Source organism: Paenibacillus sp. MT124, from assembly GCF_058792755.1.
In genome coordinates this window covers 2232459-2252720 of sequence record NZ_CM179500.1, presented here as the reverse complement: position 1 = coordinate 2252720, position 20262 = coordinate 2232459, and the positions used below count along the sequence as shown (strand labels likewise).

The 20262-nt window shown below is 48.2% G+C and carries 16 protein-coding genes; 3 read left to right on the top strand and 13 right to left on the bottom strand.

Annotated features, from left to right (window positions below; genetic code table 11):
- Positions 1-146: 146 nt before the first annotated feature.
- From AC3RCI_RS10510 to AC3RCI_RS10470, 9 genes are all read right to left on the bottom strand, one after another.
- Entirely contained in the window at positions 147-1829 is a 1683-nt protein-coding gene (locus AC3RCI_RS10510) for a type 2 periplasmic-binding domain-containing protein (RefSeq protein ID WP_492528884.1), read from the bottom strand.
- Between the two features lie 129 nt (positions 1830-1958).
- Positions 1959-3581: a response regulator gene (locus tag AC3RCI_RS10505; protein WP_127536367.1), complete on the bottom strand. Its 1623-nt coding sequence runs from the start codon at positions 3579-3581 to the stop codon at positions 1959-1961.
- 70 nt (positions 3582-3651) lie between these two features.
- Complete coding sequence (locus AC3RCI_RS10500; protein ID WP_492528882.1) at positions 3652-5418, bottom strand: sensor histidine kinase; 1767 nt, start codon at positions 5416-5418, stop codon at positions 3652-3654.
- Between the two features lie 306 nt (positions 5419-5724).
- On the bottom strand, positions 5725-6423 hold the full coding sequence (locus tag AC3RCI_RS10495) for a hypothetical protein (protein ID WP_492473264.1): 699 nt from the start codon (positions 6421-6423) through the stop codon (positions 5725-5727).
- A gap of 131 nt (positions 6424-6554) precedes the next feature.
- A complete protein-coding gene (locus AC3RCI_RS10490; RefSeq protein ID WP_492473263.1) occupies positions 6555-8078 on the bottom strand; it encodes an ABC transporter substrate-binding protein in 1524 nt (507 codons plus the stop codon).
- Positions 8079-8229: 151 nt separating this feature from the next.
- Positions 8230-9138 (bottom strand): carbohydrate ABC transporter permease, encoded by a 909-nt coding sequence (locus AC3RCI_RS10485; protein ID WP_127536375.1) that lies wholly within the window; start codon positions 9136-9138, stop codon positions 8230-8232.
- 18 nt (positions 9139-9156) lie between these two features.
- A complete protein-coding gene (locus AC3RCI_RS10480) occupies positions 9157-10143 on the bottom strand; it encodes an ABC transporter permease (RefSeq protein ID WP_176476010.1) in 987 nt (328 codons plus the stop codon).
- A 197-nt stretch (positions 10144-10340) separates the two neighbouring features.
- The gene (locus AC3RCI_RS10475; protein ID WP_492528880.1) at positions 10341-11954 is read right to left on the bottom strand and encodes a response regulator transcription factor; all 1614 of its coding nucleotides are present in this window, start codon (positions 11952-11954) and stop codon (positions 10341-10343) included.
- Positions 11955-11958: 4 nt separating this feature from the next.
- A complete protein-coding gene (locus AC3RCI_RS10470; protein ID WP_492528878.1) occupies positions 11959-13755 on the bottom strand; it encodes a sensor histidine kinase in 1797 nt (598 codons plus the stop codon).
- A 402-nt stretch (positions 13756-14157) separates the two neighbouring features.
- Here AC3RCI_RS10470 and AC3RCI_RS10465 point away from each other — a divergent pair, with 402 nt between their 5' ends.
- The gene (locus tag AC3RCI_RS10465; RefSeq protein ID WP_336779549.1) at positions 14158-15597 is read left to right on the top strand and encodes a hypothetical protein; all 1440 of its coding nucleotides are present in this window, start codon (positions 14158-14160) and stop codon (positions 15595-15597) included.
- A gap of 14 nt (positions 15598-15611) precedes the next feature.
- Here the strand turns inward: AC3RCI_RS10465 and AC3RCI_RS10460 are convergent, their stop codons facing one another.
- The 3 genes from AC3RCI_RS10460 to AC3RCI_RS10450 form a co-directional block, all read right to left on the bottom strand.
- Positions 15612-16178 carry a DUF4269 domain-containing protein gene (locus AC3RCI_RS10460; protein WP_492528876.1) on the bottom strand — a complete coding sequence of 189 codons (567 nt, stop codon included), beginning with the start codon at positions 16176-16178 and terminating at the stop codon, positions 15612-15614.
- 49 nt (positions 16179-16227) lie between these two features.
- Complete coding sequence (locus tag AC3RCI_RS10455) at positions 16228-16434, bottom strand: YwbE family protein (RefSeq protein WP_095287993.1); 207 nt, start codon at positions 16432-16434, stop codon at positions 16228-16230.
- Positions 16435-16562: 128 nt separating this feature from the next.
- A complete protein-coding gene (locus tag AC3RCI_RS10450; RefSeq protein WP_492528874.1) occupies positions 16563-17030 on the bottom strand; it encodes a hypothetical protein in 468 nt (155 codons plus the stop codon).
- Between the two features lie 158 nt (positions 17031-17188).
- Between AC3RCI_RS10450 and AC3RCI_RS10445 the strand changes: the two genes are divergently transcribed.
- Positions 17189-17824, top strand: a complete 636-nt coding sequence (locus tag AC3RCI_RS10445; RefSeq protein ID WP_110759410.1) for an efflux RND transporter periplasmic adaptor subunit — start codon at positions 17189-17191, stop codon at positions 17822-17824.
- Positions 17825-17833: 9 nt separating this feature from the next.
- Positions 17834-19375, top strand: coding sequence for a DHA2 family efflux MFS transporter permease subunit (locus AC3RCI_RS10440; RefSeq protein WP_492528872.1), 1542 nt, complete (start codon positions 17834-17836; stop codon positions 19373-19375).
- A 78-nt stretch (positions 19376-19453) separates the two neighbouring features.
- Here AC3RCI_RS10440 and AC3RCI_RS10435 read toward each other — a convergent pair whose 3' ends face one another.
- Positions 19454-20218: a polysaccharide deacetylase family protein gene (locus AC3RCI_RS10435; protein ID WP_336779546.1), complete on the bottom strand. Its 765-nt coding sequence runs from the start codon at positions 20216-20218 to the stop codon at positions 19454-19456.
- Positions 20219-20262: the final 44 nt, after the last annotated feature.

The following is a 20262-nucleotide window of genomic DNA, read 5'->3' as shown; positions in this document are numbered from 1 at the left end:
TAAATGGCACAAAAGCAACCACTTTGGACTAGATGCATTTACAGCCAATTCCTCCCTCTTGGGCTAGCACCCCTATCAAGCAAATCAAGCTCTCCTAACGACAAAAAAGCGCGCAGACCTGGCTGGTCTGCACGCTCCTTGTATCCTTATTTTTTTACGCTCTCATACCACTCGTTGACCTCTTGTGTGATTTGGTCACCGCCACCCGATTTCCACGTTTGTACAAATGTATCGAACGCATCTACAGGATTTTTACCATAAATAATTTCGTTGAATGCTTGATTCTCGATTTTGTTCAGATAGTCGAGCTTGGATTTCATCGTCGCAGTTGTAGGACCTGTAAACATGTTTTTGTACGAAATTTCTTCCTGACTGAGCAATACTTTTGCAGCAGCAGGGGTTTCTGGCCCATAGTTAACGGCCACATCCTTCTCCAGCTTCGTTTCAGGCTCTTTGCCGTCTGCCAGGTTCAAGAGCGCTTTCATCTGTGCATCCGGAATACGGGCACCATCACGAACGAGCAGGTAACGGACAACGTTGACATAACCGCCTTCAATATCATCGATCGGCATTTGTTTGCCGTCAGCATCCAATTGATAGTCATACTTTTCAAACAGACCATTATCATAAGGGCTTCCTGGTGCAGGATCTGCATAGTTGTCGAACAGGTAGTTCTCATAAGTAAAGAAGGCTTCAGGATGCTCCATGTCTTTCTTAATCAGAACGACACCATTAACAAACTGTGTACCATGACGCATGGCTTTACCTTCAGGTCCTACTGGAATTTCGATCGGCTTCCATACGGCACTTGGTACATTTTTCACTGTATCCAGCAGCGGCCATCCGCTCATCCAGTAAGGGCCTGGAATAATACCGGCCGTTCCCGCCACAGCAGGCTCTGCCGTTTTGTTCTCATCCCACAAAGCTGCTTCCTGTGGAATATATCCCTTTTTGAGCCACTCACTCAATTTGGCCAAACCTTGTTTCATGCCAGGGTTGATGGAGCCATACTCTAGCTTGCCATCTGCACCCAAATTCCATTGGAACGGCAACGTACCGTAGGCACCGAAGATCCAGGATGGATCACCCATCCAGGTATTCATGGATGTTTTGAAACCGATGCTCAGTGGAGTGACCTTGTCGGGAGCCAAACCATCCGGGTTTTGGTTTTTGAACGCCTCCATTACGGTTTCCAGTTCGTCAATCGTTTTTGGGGCTTTCATGTTCAGCTTGTCCAGCCAGTCCTGACGGATCCAGAGCAGATAGTCATTGTTGTAGGCATAGTCGAGTACCGGTATACCCATTCTTTTGCCATCACGGCTGTACTGGTTCCATACGTTCGGGTCCTGCTCCATCGCTTTCTTCCAAGTATCCGATGCGTATTTATCGAAAAGTGGACCGACTTCCTGATACATGCCGGAATCAATCAAATCCTGAGCCAGCAGGTTATCCCCTACCGTTACCACGTCAGGCATCTCTTGACCGGAAGACATGGCCAGACGAAGTTTTGTCGCGAATGCGTTGTTCGTATCTGTCACAGACCACAGGGATTTGATATTGATCCCAAACTTCTCTTTGGCCCACTTGGTTGCGACGTTATTTTCCATCGATTCCCCATTTTTGAACTTCAGCTCCGGGTCAATCCCCCATGCTGTTGTAATGGTGACTTCCGGATCATATTTTTCTTTGTATTCGTTTTCAATGGCAGACGTGCTGGAGCCCGCACTCTCACCGCCACTGCCTCCACCGCATGCAGCAAGAATGACAGCCAAACACGTTGTCGTAGCCAGGAGCGGCAGCCATCTCTTTTTTGTAGATTTCGCTCTCATTGTTGTTCCCCCTTCAATCAATCGTTTTGGTTACCCTTTCATTATAGGCCTGCCAGGCCTTTCAGCCTATGTCACGAAAACAAGATTTCTGCACCTTTGACAACCTATATATTGGAATGGAGGATGAAATTATGCCTGGTCACGGAATTCATTCGGCGTCATGCCGTAATGCTTTTTGAACATTTTGCTGAAATATTGCGGATTTTGATATCCAAGTTCACTCGTAATTTCGTAAATCTTCTTGTTGCTGTTCTTCAGCAGATACAGCGCACGTTCCATGCGCATGCGAATCATGTAGTCCCCAAGACCTTCGCCCGTTTCGGCTTTGTAAATCTTCGACAGATACACGGGATGCAGGTATACCTTGTCGGCAATCATCTTCACGGACAGATCCTGTCCCGTATCTCGGGTAACCATCTCCTGAACCTGCTTGATGACATGCCTGCGGCTCTGGGTTCCCGCCTGATCGGATAACTCTTCCTGCAGCTTCGCAAGCATTTCCGTAGCCCAGCGTCGCAACCGTTCGGGAGATTGGATCAACTGATGTGCCAGCAGCAGGTCAAAGCCTGCGTGATCGATCTCGTGCACCAGATGACCCTGCTTGTGAGCGATATACATGAACGCATTGGTCACAGACAAATACATTTCATACACGTGCTCTCTGGACAAACACACCCGATCTGCCGCGTCAAATACAGCATTAAGCTTGCTCGCTGCAGCTTCCCACTGCTTCGTTTCGAGCAACTGGGGCAAAACGGGAGGTTTATAGAGTTCTTCCAGCGCGTGCGCTGCATCGTTTTCCATCCGCAGGGATCTATCCTTGTCCATGAAAATAATCTTGTTCTCTTCCGGTCCGGAAAGGACCAGCGATCCCAGACTTCGGCGGTAAGCTGCAGTCATTTCTTTAAACGGAAACGGCGGTGTAACCACCATGGACAGATCTCCCTGCAGGTAACGAATGACATGCTCCCGGAAAGTATTCACCGGTCCGGTCAATGTCTCCTCGCTCATGGATGCTTCCTCCACCGGTCCCTGATGCTGTAAAAACATGACCAGACATTCATGCGGCCCTCGTCCAAACCAGACTCTGAATTGGTCTCCGAGAACTTCCTCTGCGATGTTGCCTACCGCAAAGTCCATCAGGTCGAGTGATTGCTGATCCATGGAAGAGAATCGGCCTGTAAGACGAATAAGGAGCATAACCACCGGTTCTTCGGGTTCAAGTCCAATCTCATATTGCTGCAGCTGTTCGCGAAGGGCACGCGTTGTAATTTCACGACCAAGCAGCAGATCATGCATCAGATTTTCACGCAAAATTTTATAATCCGATTTCCGGCTGTACAGGAGCCTATGATATTTATCAAACTCATCCCACTCCCCGCGGAGAGACGTAATCGCAGCAGAGACCGAAGCCATAAATTCTTCATCATTCACGGGTTTCAGAATATAATCGGATGCCTGCAGCTGAATTGCCTTTTTGGCATAATCAAAATCACTATGTCCGGTCAGCAGAATACAGCGGATATGAGACCATCTGCTGCTCACCTCTTCAATCAGGTCCAATCCGCTCATACCGGGCATACGAATATCGGTAACGACGATATCGACCGCATTTTCCTCCATAATCTCCAGTGCTTCCTTGCCGGACGCTGCACGAAGCACCGTCGTTACTCCAAGCTCTCCCCACGGAATGGTCATTTCCAGACTCTCCGTTACATACGTTTCGTCATCCACCAGCAGTATATCAATCAACGTTCGTCACTCCCTGTCTGCTACATTTGCAATATATATTTACTCTCAAAAAGCAATCACTGGTCGTCAATCACTTTGCATCGGCACTTACTTCTTCCTCATCTATTGCATCTTCTGCTGGCCATGATAAGGCTACACAGAGACCCCCCAGTGGGGATTCGGTTATGTGAATGCCTGCCTGTTCTCCATACCGCAGCTGCAATCGTTGATTCACATTCCACAGACCACAACCCATATCCTGATCCATCGTGCCCCTGAGCTTGTACAGCAGCTTATCCCGCTCCTCACTGGTCATGCCCTGTCCGTCATCTTCGACCTTTAGAATCATGACACCATTCTGTTTTTCTCCCGATACCCTGATCTCTCCAGCATCTGCATCGGCTTCAATGCCGTGAATGACCGCATTTTCAACCAATGGCTGCACGATAAGGGGTGGAACCTCCTGTCTCATCATGCTGTCTGGCAGATCAATGCGGTAACGAATCCGATCCATGCGCATCTGCTGGATTTCGAGGTAACAGTTCACAAATTCAATTTCCTCGTTCAGCGGCACAACGTCACGTTCCTGTCTGGTTGTATAGCGATAGTATCTGGATAAATTGTGTGACATGGCTACCACGGCATCCACACGTTTCAATTTCGCCATACTTGTGATAAAAGAGAAACAGTTATAGAAGAAGTGCGGGTTAATCTGGGATTGCAATTGCTTCAATCGGGCTTCACGTACGTGAATCTGTTCCAGATACACATGCTCAAACAGCTGCTGAATCTGTTCCACCATGGAGTTGAATCGCTCGGACAAAAAGCTGAATTCATTCCGGCCCTTGGGCTTAATTCGTACCGAATAATCTTCCTGCTTCAATCGCTGGAATCCGCGAATAAGCTGTTTCACAGGTACCTGTACCTGAACGTACAACAGATAGGCGGCTAGGAAACTCATGCCGAGCAAACATATCATTGAAGAATAAAAAAGCACATTCGATTGATGAATGGGTTTTAATATATCAGATAACGGCATATAGTCCACCAGATACCAGCCTGTCGTGCTGGATTTGACCGTATTCACCATGTAAGGTTCGTTGTCGATCACTACAGTGCGATTGTCCACATCCTGAAGGGTATGAATCGCCAGCTGGTCCATCAGCCGATTGGTCAGCTCACGATCCGAGGTTCGGTTATAGATGACACCGGATTCCTCTCGATAATAGAAGGGATCATGTCTTCCATCATCCTTGAACTTGTCCAGCATATCCCGAATGTTATCGCTGTCAAATTCCAGCTTGATAATGGTCTCAGCATTCACCGCGGGGTCCTTAATCCCATAAGGAGAAGCGGTAATCCAGCTGAACATGAATTTCTCATCTTTCCCATCAATAATCTTGCGGACATCCCAACCCGGAACCATACTTTCTCTGAGTGCCTGCTTGTCATAAAAACGGGCATCGCGTTCGGAGACAACCCTGCCCATGGAAGGGGAATATAAATATAATTTCGTTGTCCAGTTCGACGAGCTTTCCTGAATACTCAGCTTGTTCTGGATCCGCTTGACCAGATTGATTGCATCGAGGTCAAAATACCGACTATCGGTATAAATCCGGCGGAAGCTCGCAATATCCGGATCATGGATGAGAAGATTAGGCCAGGACGATAACAGCTCAATGTGCGTATTCACCTGATTTTGAAAAAATTCAAGCTGGTTGCTATTGGAACGATTCAATTCGTCCCTGAGTACGGCCGTCGTTTTGTGATTCGAGTACCAGTAGAGCAATACAACGGGGATCAGCATAATCAGGATCAAGATCACCATTTTGGAAAACAGATTGGTCCGGTATGACATTATTCATCTCACCTTGTCTAAATTTGTCGTGACATTAATTGTAATGATGTAAGCGGTAAAAACAATCACTTTTTTTATCCACGCAGTTCTCCGCCCTTGCCCATTCACCAGACTCAATCAAAACGGCTCATTTATAGCGTAAGCGTTACCATATTGAGGATAAAGGTCACAAAACCAATATTTCTGCACTAAATGCAACTTCCACAACACAAAAAAGCCAGCCTATTGGCCAGCTCTTCGCGGATAACATCGCTATTTCATGCTTCTTGAAATTGGTTTCTATATGTATGTGTTCCTTGCTGAAACTTATGGTATGGCATAATCGAATACAATGTTCTGACCTTCTACCTCTACATCCAGCACAATATTCCTAAGCTTTCCCCTTACTTGAAGCGGTGACTGTGCAGAACCTGAAAATGCAAGTTTGCCGGTGAACGTGCCATGAGGCATGATTTCGAGATGAACCGGCTGGAGTTCAACGGACTTCAGAGCCTCGTATAAAGGATCATCCTGCTGTCTGTAACTTCTCGCCAAGTCGGGCAAAAGCACAGCTGCGACGGGCTGCCTGCTATAATTTTTAAGTGTGAGATCACAGCTTACTCTTGTATTTCCATCCAGAGCCACATCGTACATGCAGGAGCTATCATTCTGAAGATATGATACACCATGGATACCAGTGGAACCCCATTTGGCGACATACATCACCTTATCTGTGATGTAGGAATAACTTAAAATAATGACCACGACGATCAGCCAGAGCTGTCTTGCCAGCCGAGGATACGAAGACTTTACTTCCTTGCGGGTTAGATAAAAACTGCATCCTAATAAACCTAGTCCTATAAATAGCGTAATATGTACACCGCTCATGTAAGCCGTGGTATAGGGGGATAACCCTATTTTGGATAACATCCGATCTCCCACCGAGTAACCCAGGTGGTGATTAAACGTAAAAATGATCGCAAAAAGCAGCAAAATCGCAGAGAACGCTAATTTCGTCCTCGACACAGGAACACCCCCTATTTAGCCACCTGATTATATCATAATTTTCCTAATTATGGTGTACAATCCATATCAAAAAAAATAAATCAAGGCGTCTTCGACTATTGCCGAAAACACCTTGATCAGAGGAAGTATCGTTACTTGGCTAGGAATGCGTCGAGCTGTTCCTGTTTGGCTGCAATGATTTTATCGATACCTGCGGCCTTCAGCTTCTCCAGATACTTGGGAATCATTTCGTTTGGATCCACTGCTCCGGATGTCATGCCTGGTTTGAACTGTTTGTTTACGTTATTAACCGCTGCTATTTCGTTTTTGACGGACTGGCTGTTGAAGGTAAAACCCAGTGCAGGCGACTTGACTCCCTTGGCATTAAACTCCTTGAACTTCTCCCACTTCTGAGGATCTTCATTATCCCAGAGGAAGTTCAGGAACTGGTTACCAAGCTGCCATTGGGCACCAGGATTATACGTGCGGCTGTTCGCATCCACACCTTCAGGCAGCGTGATAATATTGTCCTGACCATCCTTTTTCACATAATGCTTGCCTTCGATTCCGAAATTCAACAGATTATTGATTTCCTTGTCCGAGTGGAGCAGGTTGATGACCTGCATCGCTTTTTCCGGCTGCTCGGAAGAACGCGAGATAGCCAGCATGGCACCGGAAGCATCACCGGTTGTGATGGTCGGCTCTGTCATTTCAATCTGAGTCAGCGGGTATCCGACGTACCCTTCTTCTTCCTTGTCCTTCCCCGGTTTCATGCCATCTGTCCACATAAACGCCTTACCTGCCTTCGCCTGATCTTTCGGGAAGACGTTGGAAGTTGCCGCATCGCTATTGATGTATCCCGCTTGATACCATTTGCGTGCCAGTGCTGCGGCCTCCTTGAATTCAGGTGTCTCCACTTCGTTCAGCACGGTGGTTGTGCCAGCTGTCTTGGAGATGACTCCAGGTACAGATGCATCACCGAGATAATCCCAATCCAGATTCTCCAGCAGTCCGTTACCATTGGTGTTCGACATATAGAATGGAGTAACGGATGGTTCGTTTTCCTTGATTGTTTTCAGCAGAGGCTCCAGATCGGTCCACGTTTTTACCTTGGTCAGATCGAGTTTGTATTTATCCGCGAGATCCTGGCGCACCAGAACACCACGTGTAGCTGCCAATTCCTTGTTTGTCGGAACGCCGTAGTTCACACCATCAACCTGGGAACCTTCCAGGAAAGCAGGATCCAGATTTTTTTTGATATCCTGCCCATATTGATCAAGCAGGTCATTCAGGGGCAGGAATGCACCTTTGGCCACGTTGACGGTATAGTTCTGCCATGCCGCCGTGAAAATAATATCCGATTTTTCTCCGGAAGAGATCATCAGGTTGAGCTTGTTATCCCACTGTCCCCAGTCGATTGCGTTAATCTTGAGCGTAGCTCCGATCTTGGGCTCCATTTTTTTGTTGATCTCGGCTTCCACCAGTGCCACATCTTTCTGTGGTGTCCCCGGGTAGTACAACGTTACCTCATACGGTTTGGCTGCATTTTCCCCTGAACCTCCATTTTCTGCCCCTTGCGTTGTTCCGCCTTGGTCTGATGAACATCCGGCAAGCACCAGGCTGAATGCCATCACGGCTGCCGTAAGTCGCGTCCATACCTTCATTGATTTGATCAACTGAACCCCTCCCAATAATGTTGAACTTTTGCGCACACGATTTCCCCAATTCGCATGTAACCCGGATCTAACTTAGATCCTTCACTGCATTGTATATATGCCCTTTCATTCTATCTTGGGATCATCCACTACCCCGCTGACCGGGACGGAGTTATCCTTTCACAGCACCCACCGTCAGACCTTTAATAAAGTACCTTTGGAAGAACGGATAGGCCAGCACAATCGGACCGATGCCCACGACAGCCATCGCCATTTGCAGCGTTTTGTTAGGAAGATTCAACAATCCGCCCTGTGATGAAATCTGTGAAGAAACATTGGAGTTGGATGTTAAATATTGAATATCGAGCAGTGTTCGGTACATGAGGTACTGAAGACTGATCGTCCGGTTATCAGAGATAAAAATCATACTGAGGTACCAGTCATTCCAGTAGTTCAGTGTGCTGAATAGTGCCACGGTGGCCATAACCGGTAAGGAGAGCGGCAGTACGATACGTGTAAACGTTCGGAGCTCACCTGCTCCATCAATCCGTGCCGATTCAAGAATGGATACCGGAATGGAATTGGCGAAGAATGTCCGCATCACCAGAACGAAGAACGGTGATAACAATAACGGCAATATCAAGGCCAGAATGGAATTTTTCAGATCCAGGACATTGACGTATACGAGATACCAGGGAACGAGCCCCCCGTTGAACAACATCGTGAAGAAAATAAAGAAGGCAAACCATCCGCGGTAGGGCAAATCCCTTCTGGAAAGCGGGTAGGCATATAGTGCAGTCAACGCCACGCTGGTAATGGTACCTACCACTGTCACGATGATGGAGATGCCGTAGGAATGGATAATCTGATCCATATCCTTGAACAGAAACTCATAAGCCGTCAGGCTAAACTTCTCGGGGATCAGCTTGTATCCGTTCGCAATGACGGTTGTCTCGTCCGAGAAGGAAATGGCGAAGACTAGCAAAATCGGAACAATACAGGCTATGGCATAGAAGATGAACATCGCGTGTATAACGGACGCGGAACGTCGCGATACAGCAAGTGGGTCACGTGATTTCACAGCAGACTTGCCTCCTCTCTAAAATAATGCATTATCTTTATCCATTCTTCGGACGATCGTATTGGATACAAGCACAAGTACAAATCCGACAACAGCCTGATAGAGTCCAGCCGCAGAAGACATCCCAATGTCGCCGCCAATGAGGAATGTGCGATAAACATAGGTATCCAGAACGTTCGTTACAGGGAACAATGCCCCCGATTCCAATGGAACCTGATAGAACAGACTAAAGTCCGCATAGAAGATTCGGCCGATCTGCAGCAAGGTCATGATGACAATGAGCGGAACGAGAAACGGAACCGTGATAAACCGGATCTGATGCCACTTGCTTGCTCCATCCAGCACGGCGGCTTCGTAGTACTCCTCATCAATGCCTACCACAGCTGCGAGATAAATGACGGCATAGTATCCGATGTTTTTCCAGGTGTTTACAATCGGCAAAATGTACGGCCAATACTTCGGCTCCGAGTACCAGTCAATGGGCTGCCCGCCAAAGAGCTGCAGGATCGTCGAGTTCATAAAACCTGAATCCTTGCCGAGAAACGCCAGAACCAGATAGCTAACCACGATCATGGATAAAAAGTAAGGCAGGAGCATCAAGGATTGATACAGTTTGGACATCGCTTTGTTCTTTACTTCATTCAGCAGGATCGCAAGCCCTACCCCCACAAACAGATTCAGCGCAATAAATACCGTGTTATACGCAAGTGTGTTACGTGTGATCTCCCAAGCATCACTCGTTGAGAACAGGTACTTGAAGTTATCCCAACCGCTCCAGGGACTGCCCCATATTCCGTCGGCGTAATTCACATTTTTGAATGCAATCAGGACGCCAAACATCGGCATATAGTTGTTCACCAGCAGAAACAGAATCCCTGGCAAAAACATGAGATACAAGACCTTGAACTTACCAAGATTGTACAAAACGGACTTTCGCTTGCGGACGGATCTATCTGGTATATCCGCTACCCGTACACCCTTACCCGCCTGGGGTTGTGTCTTCATAACCTCTTCTCCCTCACTCCTCTTGATTTCCTTCCTCAGGATGAAGCACCGCTGTGTATCCTGTGGTTCAAGTATAACCGCGGGGAGCTCTGGCCCAATATCGGCTGTGGTGACCTTTTCACTTATCAAATGATGACATTGGCATGATACCAGATAAAATAAAAACAAAATAAAAGACGCAGCATGCTGCGTCAACGCTAGACCGTTCTGGACTGTTTACGAAACTCCTGCGGCGTAATGCCCGTGCACTTTTTGAACATTTTCGTGAAATGGGAGTAGTTATAATAGCCCACTTTGCCGGCAATATCCGTGACCTTTACGGTGGATTCAGATAACAAGGTTTTGGCTTTGTCTACCCGCCGCTGCAATATGAATTCAGAGAGAGACATTCCCTTCTCCTTCCGAAACAGCCGGGACAGATATGCTGGATTGAAGCCGGCAAACGACGCCAGTTCCTCACGCATCAAATCTTCGCCAATATGATTCTCGATATAAATGCATAGTTGGTCCACAATCGTCATCGGACTGTGATCATCCGGATACAGGATCGGAATGGCACGGTCAATCAGATCCAGGGACCAAAGTTTTAATTGCGGCAAGGATCGTGTAACCATACTTTCTTCAGGCTCACGCTCACCAGGGTACAGACTGCGTACGGATACATTTTTCTGATGAAGCAGGGGATAAACCACATGCAGCATGGCATGATAGAACAGGCGCAGAATCTCTGGAGATAACTGTTCCTGCGCAGCCAGCAGCTCGAATATTTCTTCCACGCGTTCCCGAAGATCATCCACTTTGCCGGTTTCAAACAAAATCGACAACTCCGAAAACCAGGGAATTGGCAGAAATCGGTCCTCCGGTTTCTTTCCCTGCTCATCATAAACGAATACTCCCTCAAGCTCCCTGATATTGCGTCGCTCCATATCCATCAGTTCGTTCAGCAAACCCTGTAATTCGGTTACGGCCACGGGTGCACCTACGTAACAGGACAAGCGGCAGTAGAAATACGTCCCACATTCCCGAATATACAGCTGACAATTCTGTGCCACCTGGCTAGCAGCAGGTACAACTCCATCCTGTTCATACGCAAGTACGATATTCAGACCGCTATGGTCCTGAAATACTTCTCCTGGCCGATCTCCAAGGATCATCTCCCTCGCTGCATTCCGAAGAGCATATTCCAGTACCTCCTCATCACGCAGATCGAATTCCCTTACCCACTCCTCTACCGATATGACAATCGGCAGAATACGGGCATGCGGGTCGATCTCCGCACCATAGACCTCGGCCAGCTCCTTCAACCGTGGCTTGGTTAGAGTGACGCGCTGGGAGATGGCATCTTTCCAGAACCGCTCGGTCAGCAGTGGTTTGTGGGTTTGCCAGCGCTTGTATACCGACTCATATATTTCGTTGATACGCGAATGCTGCTCTCCGGCCTTGAGTTTATCTACGGCCTGCGTAACCACCTTAAGAAGTTGATCAGCCTGGGCAGGTTTTAGCACATAATCAAAGCTGTTTAACTTGAGCGCTGTCTGGGCGTAGTCAAACAAGGCATGACCTGTCAAAAAGATCGTCAGGATGCCCGGAGCATGCTTCAAAACCCAGCTCTGCAGATCCAGACCCGTCTCTCCCGGCATTTCAATATCAGAGATCATGATCGAGATGGACTGGCTCTGAAGCACCATTCGTGCCTCTTCCGCATCACCCGCACTAAATACCCGATCGATGCCGGCCAAACGCCAATCAATCCCTTCTACCATGGCCTGAAGAGCATAAACCTCATCGTCCACGATTAATAGATTTCGCATCAGTTCAAGCTCCCCCTTCTTCCTCTTCCGTTTGGGCGGGCAGATACAGGATCACTGCTGCTCCGCCAGCCTTCAGGTTTTGGAACTCCAATTTGGCTGATTCATCGTATTTCACTAGCAAACGGTGAGCAACGTTCCAAATCCCGATGTGCTGTCCACTGTGGTCTTCCGCATAGTTTCCCCGCTGGAGACGCGCAAGCATGTCTTGTTCGAAGCCGACACCGTTATCCTCTACCGAAACCCTTAATGTAGTGTTGTGCTGTATAGCTTCAACCTCAGAATGTGGACTGGATAACGTTTTCGTTAAGTTGGCTGAGATGCGTATGACAAATGGTTCCGTACGCCGCCTAAACCCATGAATAATTGCATTTTCCACAAAAGGCTGGAGGGTTAAAGGCGGCAGTACAAAATGACCAAGACCTTCATCCACATCCAGGGAAAAATCCAATTTGTTCGGAAACCTGAGCTTTTGAATCTCCAGATAATGACGAATGTGCTCGAGTTCTTCATCCAGCCTGATCACGCGTTTGCCTGCCCGGAGACTAAACCGGAAATAATCGGCCAGATGTCCGGCCATCTGCTGGACCAGTTCATGTTTTTGCAGTGAAGCCAGGCTATGAATAATGTTCAGGGAATTCAGGTAAAAGTGAGGGTTGATCTGCATCTGAAGCTGCTTGAATTCGGCCTCCCTGGTACGAAGCTGTTCTTCATAAACATCGATTTTAAGATGCTGAATCTGGCTGGTCATCTGATTGAAGCTGTGAGTGACGAACTCTAATTCCGATGAAGTCGGCGGATCAAGCCTCACGTCGAGTTCTCCACGACTGACCCGTCTCATCCCTTTGATTAAAGTATTCATAGGTCGAAACAGCAACTGACGCAGGAAAATCAGGGCCGTGATCAAAATGACGGCTGCGCCAATAGGCAGCAGGCGAATAATCTGCTGAAAGAACGGCAGGTTGCGCAGCATATCCTCTTCGGGCAACAAGACAATATAGTTCATGTCGGACATCGCCGAAGGCAAGCCGAGCATCAGGTACTGCCGTTCATCCCCCTTGGATGTAACCTCTGATATGACCTGGTACGGATTCTCCAAACCGGAGAGATGTGCTGCAGCCAGCTTGATCTGCTCCGAGCTGAGGGCTGAACCGGACAGCGCTTCTCCATTGCTATCCACGATAACGGCACCTCCCCGTTCACCGGATTCAGTGAATTGTTCGGGGTGGTTCAGTGCATTCATATCCACAAGCGCACCAGCGTAGAACTGCTGATTAATTCGGACCGTTTTGACCAGTGCATTCCATCCACCACCGCGAACAATGCTCCATTCTGGCCGCTGAGTCTCATCATCCAATTGCGTCATCTGTACAGGCATGCTATCCCGGACAAGTGACATTTTGATGTCATAACTGCCCGAAGTCGCCAGCAGCAGATCATCATTTACCGCATCATACAGAAAGAAAGAATCAATCAGATTGTAAAATCCGATATCGGTCATGAATTTGTTCATGATCCGCTGTTTCGCAATGATATAGTCCCCGCTGCCGTATTTCAGGAAAAAAAGCGAAATGATATCCGGGTCCCGCTCGCCCAGACTGTATAGGTACCGATTGGTCTCCTGCAGCACTCGCTCATTCTGCTCCACACTCTTCGCAAGATGATTCATGTTGGTTAGGGATACTTTGTCCCTGACGACTCGAATTGCATAGACGTTGTTGTAATACAACAGCAGAAACAGCGGCAGCATGATCAGCGTTAAGCCAACCATGAATTTGAAGCGCAGTGAACGGATAAAGTTCATGGATTCCCGCCCTCTTATTCTCAATGTTTTATATGACCTTCTACTCTGTAAACGTTATCAAAAACAAACAACCTACTATTCTGTTTCTATTCCGGCCTGTTGTTAAATTTCCATATTTCTTCCTTAACGGCGGCATGTTCATTGTAATCATGCTTATTATGTGCTGTATATATGATGAAGTGACCTTTCTCTGTCAGCTCTGGTGACCTGATCACGTCGTTCATTCGATATGTACCGTCTAATCAATTCTCCATTTGCAAAAAAATTCCTGCTGGTTGTCACACTCACACGTTCTACACAAAAAATAAAGCCTTCCAGCCCTCCTCTTCTCCATGAACGCCCGGTCCTGACATGCATACGATATATCACGCCTTAGGACTAAGGTGGAAGGAGGTATGCGGTGTGAATATTCAATTGGTACCGTTACATTATGTATATCTGGCTTTTATCGTGCTCATTGTGGCTGTCATGATACGGCGCCGGGATACGATGATTATCTGTGTTGCCGGGATTATGACGATTGGATTACTGGCAACAGAGACGTTAAGCGGTGCGGTGTCAGGAATCTTCAATAGTTTTGTATATGCTGCCAAAGAGCTGCTCAGCACGATCTTTATCATCTCGATCATTGTCGCCATGAGCCGGGTACTGATTCGCACAGGTATTAATGAAGTAATGGTTGCTCCACTAACCCGGTTTATTCGTTCTCCGCAGGTGGCCTATTGGGGAATTGGGCTTATCATGATGACGGTCTCCCTGTTTTTTTGGCCTTCGCCAGCGGTAGCACTGGTCGGGGCAGTTTTGCTTCCCGTCGCCGTTCGTGTAGGACTTCCACCCATTGGTGCTGCCATCGCAATGAATCTGTTCGGACATGGTATCGCCCTCTCGGGAGACTATATCATTCAAGGAGCTCCCAAACTGACGGCAGATGCAGCTGGCCTTCCGGTTACTTCCGTCATGACGGCAAGCATACCACTGGTCCTCGTGATGGGCGCGGTATCCACACTGACGGCCTTTTGGATGTTACGAAATGAGATGAAAAGTGGCGTCCGCACTCAGATGCGTTCTCCTGTCCCAGGTGAACCTCTAATTGGGGCTTCTTCTCCTTCCGAAACCTTGCCGGGGGCCGGGGTCGTACCCGTACAACAACGTCAAGCGATACCGATACGATTACAAAAGGCATTCGCCATACTTATTCCATTGTTATTCGCAGTGGATGTGATTCTGATGTTTGTTCTTAAGCTTCAGGGCGGGGACGCTACAGCCTTAATCGGAGGTACCGCCGTACTTATCCTCATCACGGTCACTCTCGCAGCACATCGGCATGAAGGCCCTGAAGAGACAACGAATTATTTAATTGAAGGCTTTCAGTTTGGCTTCAAAGTATTCGGTCCCGTTATCCCTATTGCAGCTTTCTTTTATCTGGGGGACGCAGCCATCACCGAACTGTTTAGTAACCCTCTACCCGATGGATCACATGGTATAGTCAATGATCTTGGTGTTGCTCTTGCGGGGCTGGTTCCCTTGAATGATACGGTAGGTGCGATCACAATGACCTTGATTGGAGCCGTTACGGGAATGGATGGTTCGGGGTTTTCAGGGATATCCCTGGTAGGGTCCATCGCTTCGATGTTTGCCGGCACAGCAGACTCAGCCCCCGTATTAACAGCACTCGGTCAGATTGCTGCCATCTGGGTTGGCGGTGGTACCTTAATCCCTTGGGCTTTAATTCCAGCTGCTGCCATCTGCGGAGTCAGTCCATTTGAACTGGCGCGTCGCAACCTGAAGCCGGTACTGCTTGGTTTAACGGTCACGACGATCGTCGCCATTTTCTTACTATAATTAGTGCATTCTTTTTACGCATTTTGAAAAGAAGTACGCTGCCTGGCCCAGAGCCATAGCTCGTGCCTGCTCCAATGGGCTAGATGCAGCAGCTCCACATAAGGGTCACCCTGTAACCCCAGCACTTCGGCAAAGGCTGGCTCTGTCTTCAATCCACTCCATTTCAGTCGGCGGATCTCGTCGTGACCTTCGGCACCCCAGAGCTGCAGCAGCTCCCATTCGACTAACATGTGAAGATAGACATTTTGTTTATTGACCGGCAACGATTGGGCGTAAATCTCCAATGGCCAATCCTCAATCTGAAAAGAACAAGTCATGTAGGCACTAGGGATATCCATACCTAGCCCCGTTCCGCGTTGACACGAAAAATGCTCCATTCCGCTAAAATGCTGAGTCACTACCATCTCGAACGTGTTCAGATCGCGAACTTCACACAATATATCAAGATCACTTCCAGGAATGTCTATATCAATGGGTACGGTTCCTGCCGGATAAGGGGTATATGCCTCCAAAATGGAGAACAAACCACTCTGAAGAAGCACCCGGTAAGCTTCCCGCTGCCGTTCGTTCCCGGATGCCAAATGTGCCAAAACCTCAGCAGTTGTCTTCATGGATTCTGAGGCAAACGAATCATTCCGCGGCTCCTGTAATCACCTGTTTTACGCGACCAACTTGCCCACTTGTCAGACGAACCTTGATGCCATGGGGATGCGTGGGTGATTTGGTCAGCAAATCCTTGACGATTCCCCTTGTCAGTTTGCCTGTAGGCTGATCTTGCTTCAGTACGATATCTACTTCCAGACCAGGTTTAATGTTCACTCGTTGTTGTCCGTTCATTTTGCAATCCTCTCCTTCCTCTTGCAACGTCAATCCATTCAGCTATGTTAGAGCAAAGCTTCATCTATTGTAAATCTTTTGGATTTAAAACAAAAGCCATGCCCGCTGCATGGAAACGTGCAGCAGCCTTATTTCGGATCTGAATCCGGAGAAGATGATTTGCTCTTCATGTCCCGCAGAGCGGACCGGTAGATCTCATCCGCACTCTTTTCAATTTCATTAGAGGTGGACTCGACTACGGGTTCCTCTTGAGGTTCAGGTGGTTTGCGAAAATGAAGCAGAGCTTGACGGTACTCACTATCATCATTTCTTTTTGTTTGAGTTTCCTGCTGCCTGGCTTGGTGGCTCATTTCAATCTTGTTTTCCCGCAATTCCGTTTCCGTCTCTCTTGGTCCATCCGGTTCCGTATAATCCACCGGGTCTGAAGAATCCAGCAATTGTCCCTCTGTCTGCTCGTCCCCCTGCAGAAGGACAGGCTCTCGTTCTGTAGCCGTTTGGGCAGCCCTGGCTTCTGCAGCTCTGCGGGTCGATCTGGAGTTAAAGATCATGAGAAAAGTAATCCCTAGTAAAACAATTACGGCCAATATAATCAACATCTGAGCATCCTCCTTGTCATCGCCTGTGGCAACTTATCAATATATTGGTTCCCCAATCTGCGAATTATATTTCATGTTGTTTCGTATAGAGCAGCAGAGTACCGGGAATGCTCCAAACAGGATTGTCAGCAGAAGAATATATTAGGAGGAATGATCACATGAACTCTCGTGCCATATTGATCAATATCATTGTCATTCTGGTGATTTTGGGGGCAGGTGCCGCAGGCATATACTACTACAACCAATCCACTAGCTACGTCAAAACGGATAATGCGTTAGTTACGGGTCAGCCCATATCCATTGCTTCCACCGTAAGCGGCGAACTCCAAACGTGGAAAGGCAAAGTAGGTACCTCATACAATCAAGGGGATACGATCGGGACCGTCTCTGCAGGAGGTAAGTCAACTCCCATTACCATGCCAGTTGCCGGCACCGTTGTCCAGGCGACCGCTGTGGAGAACTCATTGGTTTCTGCCGGTAATCCACTGGCTAGAGCCTATGATTTTAATAACTTGTATGTGACCGCGAATGTGGAAGAAACCGTCATCGACAAAATCAAAAGCGGGCAAATCGTTGACGTATACATCGATGCATTTCCAGATACCACACTAACAGGCAAAGTAGATCAGATTGGGCTTGCTACAGCTTCCTCTTTTTCCCTACTGCCTTCGACCAATACCAATGCCAATTACACCAAAGTTACGCAGGTTATCCCGATTACTATTACGATTGAGGGTTACAAAGGTCTGGGTGTTGTCCCAGGCATGAGCGCCACTGTGCGCGTTCATATATAAGGTCTGCCGATGGATAATCAATTGCCGCTCGGAAGAACCATTGCCGTCCTGCTGCTCGGCGCCTTTATCGCCATTCTGAATCAGACTCTGCTTAATGTGGCGATCCCCCATCTGATGAATGACTTCAACGTCTCGGCCACAACAGTGCAATGGCTATCCACTGCCTATTTGCTCGTGAATGGGGTTCTCATCCCCATAACAGCCTATCTGATTGAGTCATTCGGGACCCGTAAACTGTTCACCACAGCGATGCTGCTGTTCACCGTTGGCTCTGCCATCTGCGCAATCAGTCCGGGATTTACAGTCATGCTAATTGGGCGTATTGTACAGGCCTGTGGTGCCGGCATTATCATGCCGCTCGTTATGAACGTATTTTTAACCGTATTTCCACCCGAAAAACGGGGAACAGCAATGGGCACCATGGGGATCGCCATGATGTTTGCTCCAGCTATTGGTCCTACCCTGTCAGGCTGGATCGTGGAGCACTACACTTGGCGCATTCTGTTCTACATGGTTATCCCGCTGGCTTTGCTCGATATCCTGTTTGCTTTTCTCTGGCTGCGAAATGTGTCCAAGCTCAGTTCTCCCAAATTCGATGCGTACGGTGCGCTCTTTTCAACGATCGGATTCGGATTTCTGCTGTATGGATTCAGTTCTGCCGGCGACAAGGGATGGAGCAGTGCAATTGTACTGTTGACCTTGATCATCGGCATTCTGTTCATCACGTTCTTTGTTCTCAGGGAAACGGCAATGAAACATCCCCTGCTGGAGTTTCGTGTGTTTAAATACGATATTTTTACCATCTCCACACTAGTCAGTGCTACCATCAACATGGCCCTTTTCGGGGGGATGCTTCTGTTACCCATCTATCTGCAAAATATAAGAGGATTTTCCCCTTTGCAATCGGGTCTCTTGCTGCTGCCAGGTGCACTGCTGATGGGGGTTATGTCACCCATATCAGGAGCACTATTCGACCGGATCGGCTCCCGGCCACTAGCCATTGTCGGCTTGCTGATCACGGCATTCTCTACCTTTGAGTTCAGTAAATTGACCGGGGAAACCCCTTATGGTCACATTATGATGCTGTATACTCTTCGGAGCTTCGGCATGTCCATGCTGATGATGTCCGTGCAGACCGAGGGCCTAAACCAGTTACCCCCTCATCTGACCAGTCACGGTACAGCCATGTCCAACACGATAAGGCAGGTAGCTGGCTCGATTGGAACAGCCCTGCTGATTACCGTTATGGCTACACGGTCAGGCATTCATTTGGCTGACTACAGCAATACGGTCACGACAACCAATGTGCCCCTGACTGAACAAGTCGGGCTCCTAGGTTCGCAGATGGCTGCCGTAGCAGGCGTGCCAGCTGAACAAGGTTCTTCACTGGCGTTACAGCAGCTATACGGTATCGCAGTTCAGACCTCGACGATTGAAGGCATTAACGACGCCTTTATTGTTGCCACCTGGATTTCCATTATTGGTTTACTCCTGTCGCTGTTTCTGCGGCGGGCAAGAGCCCGCCCTCGTGCGGTGAAGACAGAACAATAATCATATTCCGGAAACATAACAAAAGCCGCCGGTCTCTCCTAAGAGAAACCGGCGGCTTTTGTTAATGTATTAGGAGCGCTATTTAAAGGAAACGCCATCCTTTGTTGCTTCTTTTGCCTTCACTGCAAGCAGTTCTGATACGGTGACAAAGCGGTATCCCTCTTGCTGAAGCTTGGGAAGGATTACTTTTAGGGCAGCAACGGTCTGGGCCCTTCCCTCCACCTTGTCATGAAACAGCACGATGTCCCCATTGCGTGCATTTTTCAGTACCTTGTTTGTAATGGCTGCTACCCCAGGAGAAGCCCAGTCCCGGGTGTCCTGATGCCAGGACCATAACACAATGGTATAACCTTTTTGTTTGGCAACATCAATGACCATGTCATTGTAAAATCCTCCGGGCGGTCGGAACAGCAGCGGTCGTGGTACCCCCGCATCCGTAATGGATTGCTCAGCAGCCACCATATCCTGCGTAAACTTGTCCCTGGCTGTGGATTTGACCGCATAAGTGTGTGCATAAGTATGATTGGCCACTTCATGTCCTTCATGCTGTTCCTGCATGACCAGCTCAGGATACTTTTCCGCCCATTTACCCAGTACGAAAAAAGTGCCCTTAGCTTGGTACTGCTTAAGCAAAGCCAGTATCTGCGGGGTCTGCACCGGATCAGGACCATCATCGAAGGTCAACGCAATGAGCTTGTCATGGGTAGGGACCTCCCAGACAATCTCTCCTCGTTCCTCGTAATATTGACGATTCTTCTGTACCGGCTTCGCATAGGCAGAGCTGGTGCCTAGCATGAGAATTAGGGTGAACAATCCGATCGTTCGGGCTGCCTTCAGGTTCATGTTTAAGTCCTCTCTTTATCGTCAAACGTAAACTCCCTGTTAGC

Coding starts and splice junctions, on each gene's coding strand:
- AC3RCI_RS10510 (WP_492528884.1), bottom strand. CDS start 1,829: ATGAGAGCGAAATCTACAAAAAAGAGATGGCTGCCGCTCCTGGCTACG.
- AC3RCI_RS10500 (WP_492528882.1), bottom strand. CDS start 5,418: ATGTCATACCGGACCAATCTGTTTTCCAAAATGGTGATCTTGATCCTG.
- AC3RCI_RS10480 (WP_176476010.1), bottom strand. CDS start 10,143: ATGAAGACACAACCCCAGGCGGGTAAGGGTGTACGGGTAGCGGATATA.
- AC3RCI_RS10475 (WP_492528880.1), bottom strand. CDS start 11,954: ATGCGAAATCTATTAATCGTGGACGATGAGGTTTATGCTCTTCAGGCC.
- AC3RCI_RS10470 (WP_492528878.1), bottom strand. CDS start 13,755: ATGAACTTTATCCGTTCACTGCGCTTCAAATTCATGGTTGGCTTAACG.
- AC3RCI_RS10455 (WP_095287993.1), bottom strand. CDS start 16,434: ATGAACGGACAACAACGAGTGAACATTAAACCTGGTCTGGAAGTAGAT.
- AC3RCI_RS10450 (WP_492528874.1), bottom strand. CDS start 17,030: ATGTTGATTATATTGGCCGTAATTGTTTTACTAGGGATTACTTTTCTC.
- AC3RCI_RS10445 (WP_110759410.1), top strand. CDS start 17,189: ATGAACTCTCGTGCCATATTGATCAATATCATTGTCATTCTGGTGATT.
- AC3RCI_RS10440 (WP_492528872.1), top strand. CDS start 17,834: ATGGATAATCAATTGCCGCTCGGAAGAACCATTGCCGTCCTGCTGCTC.
- AC3RCI_RS10435 (WP_336779546.1), bottom strand. CDS start 20,218: ATGAACCTGAAGGCAGCCCGAACGATCGGATTGTTCACCCTAATTCTC.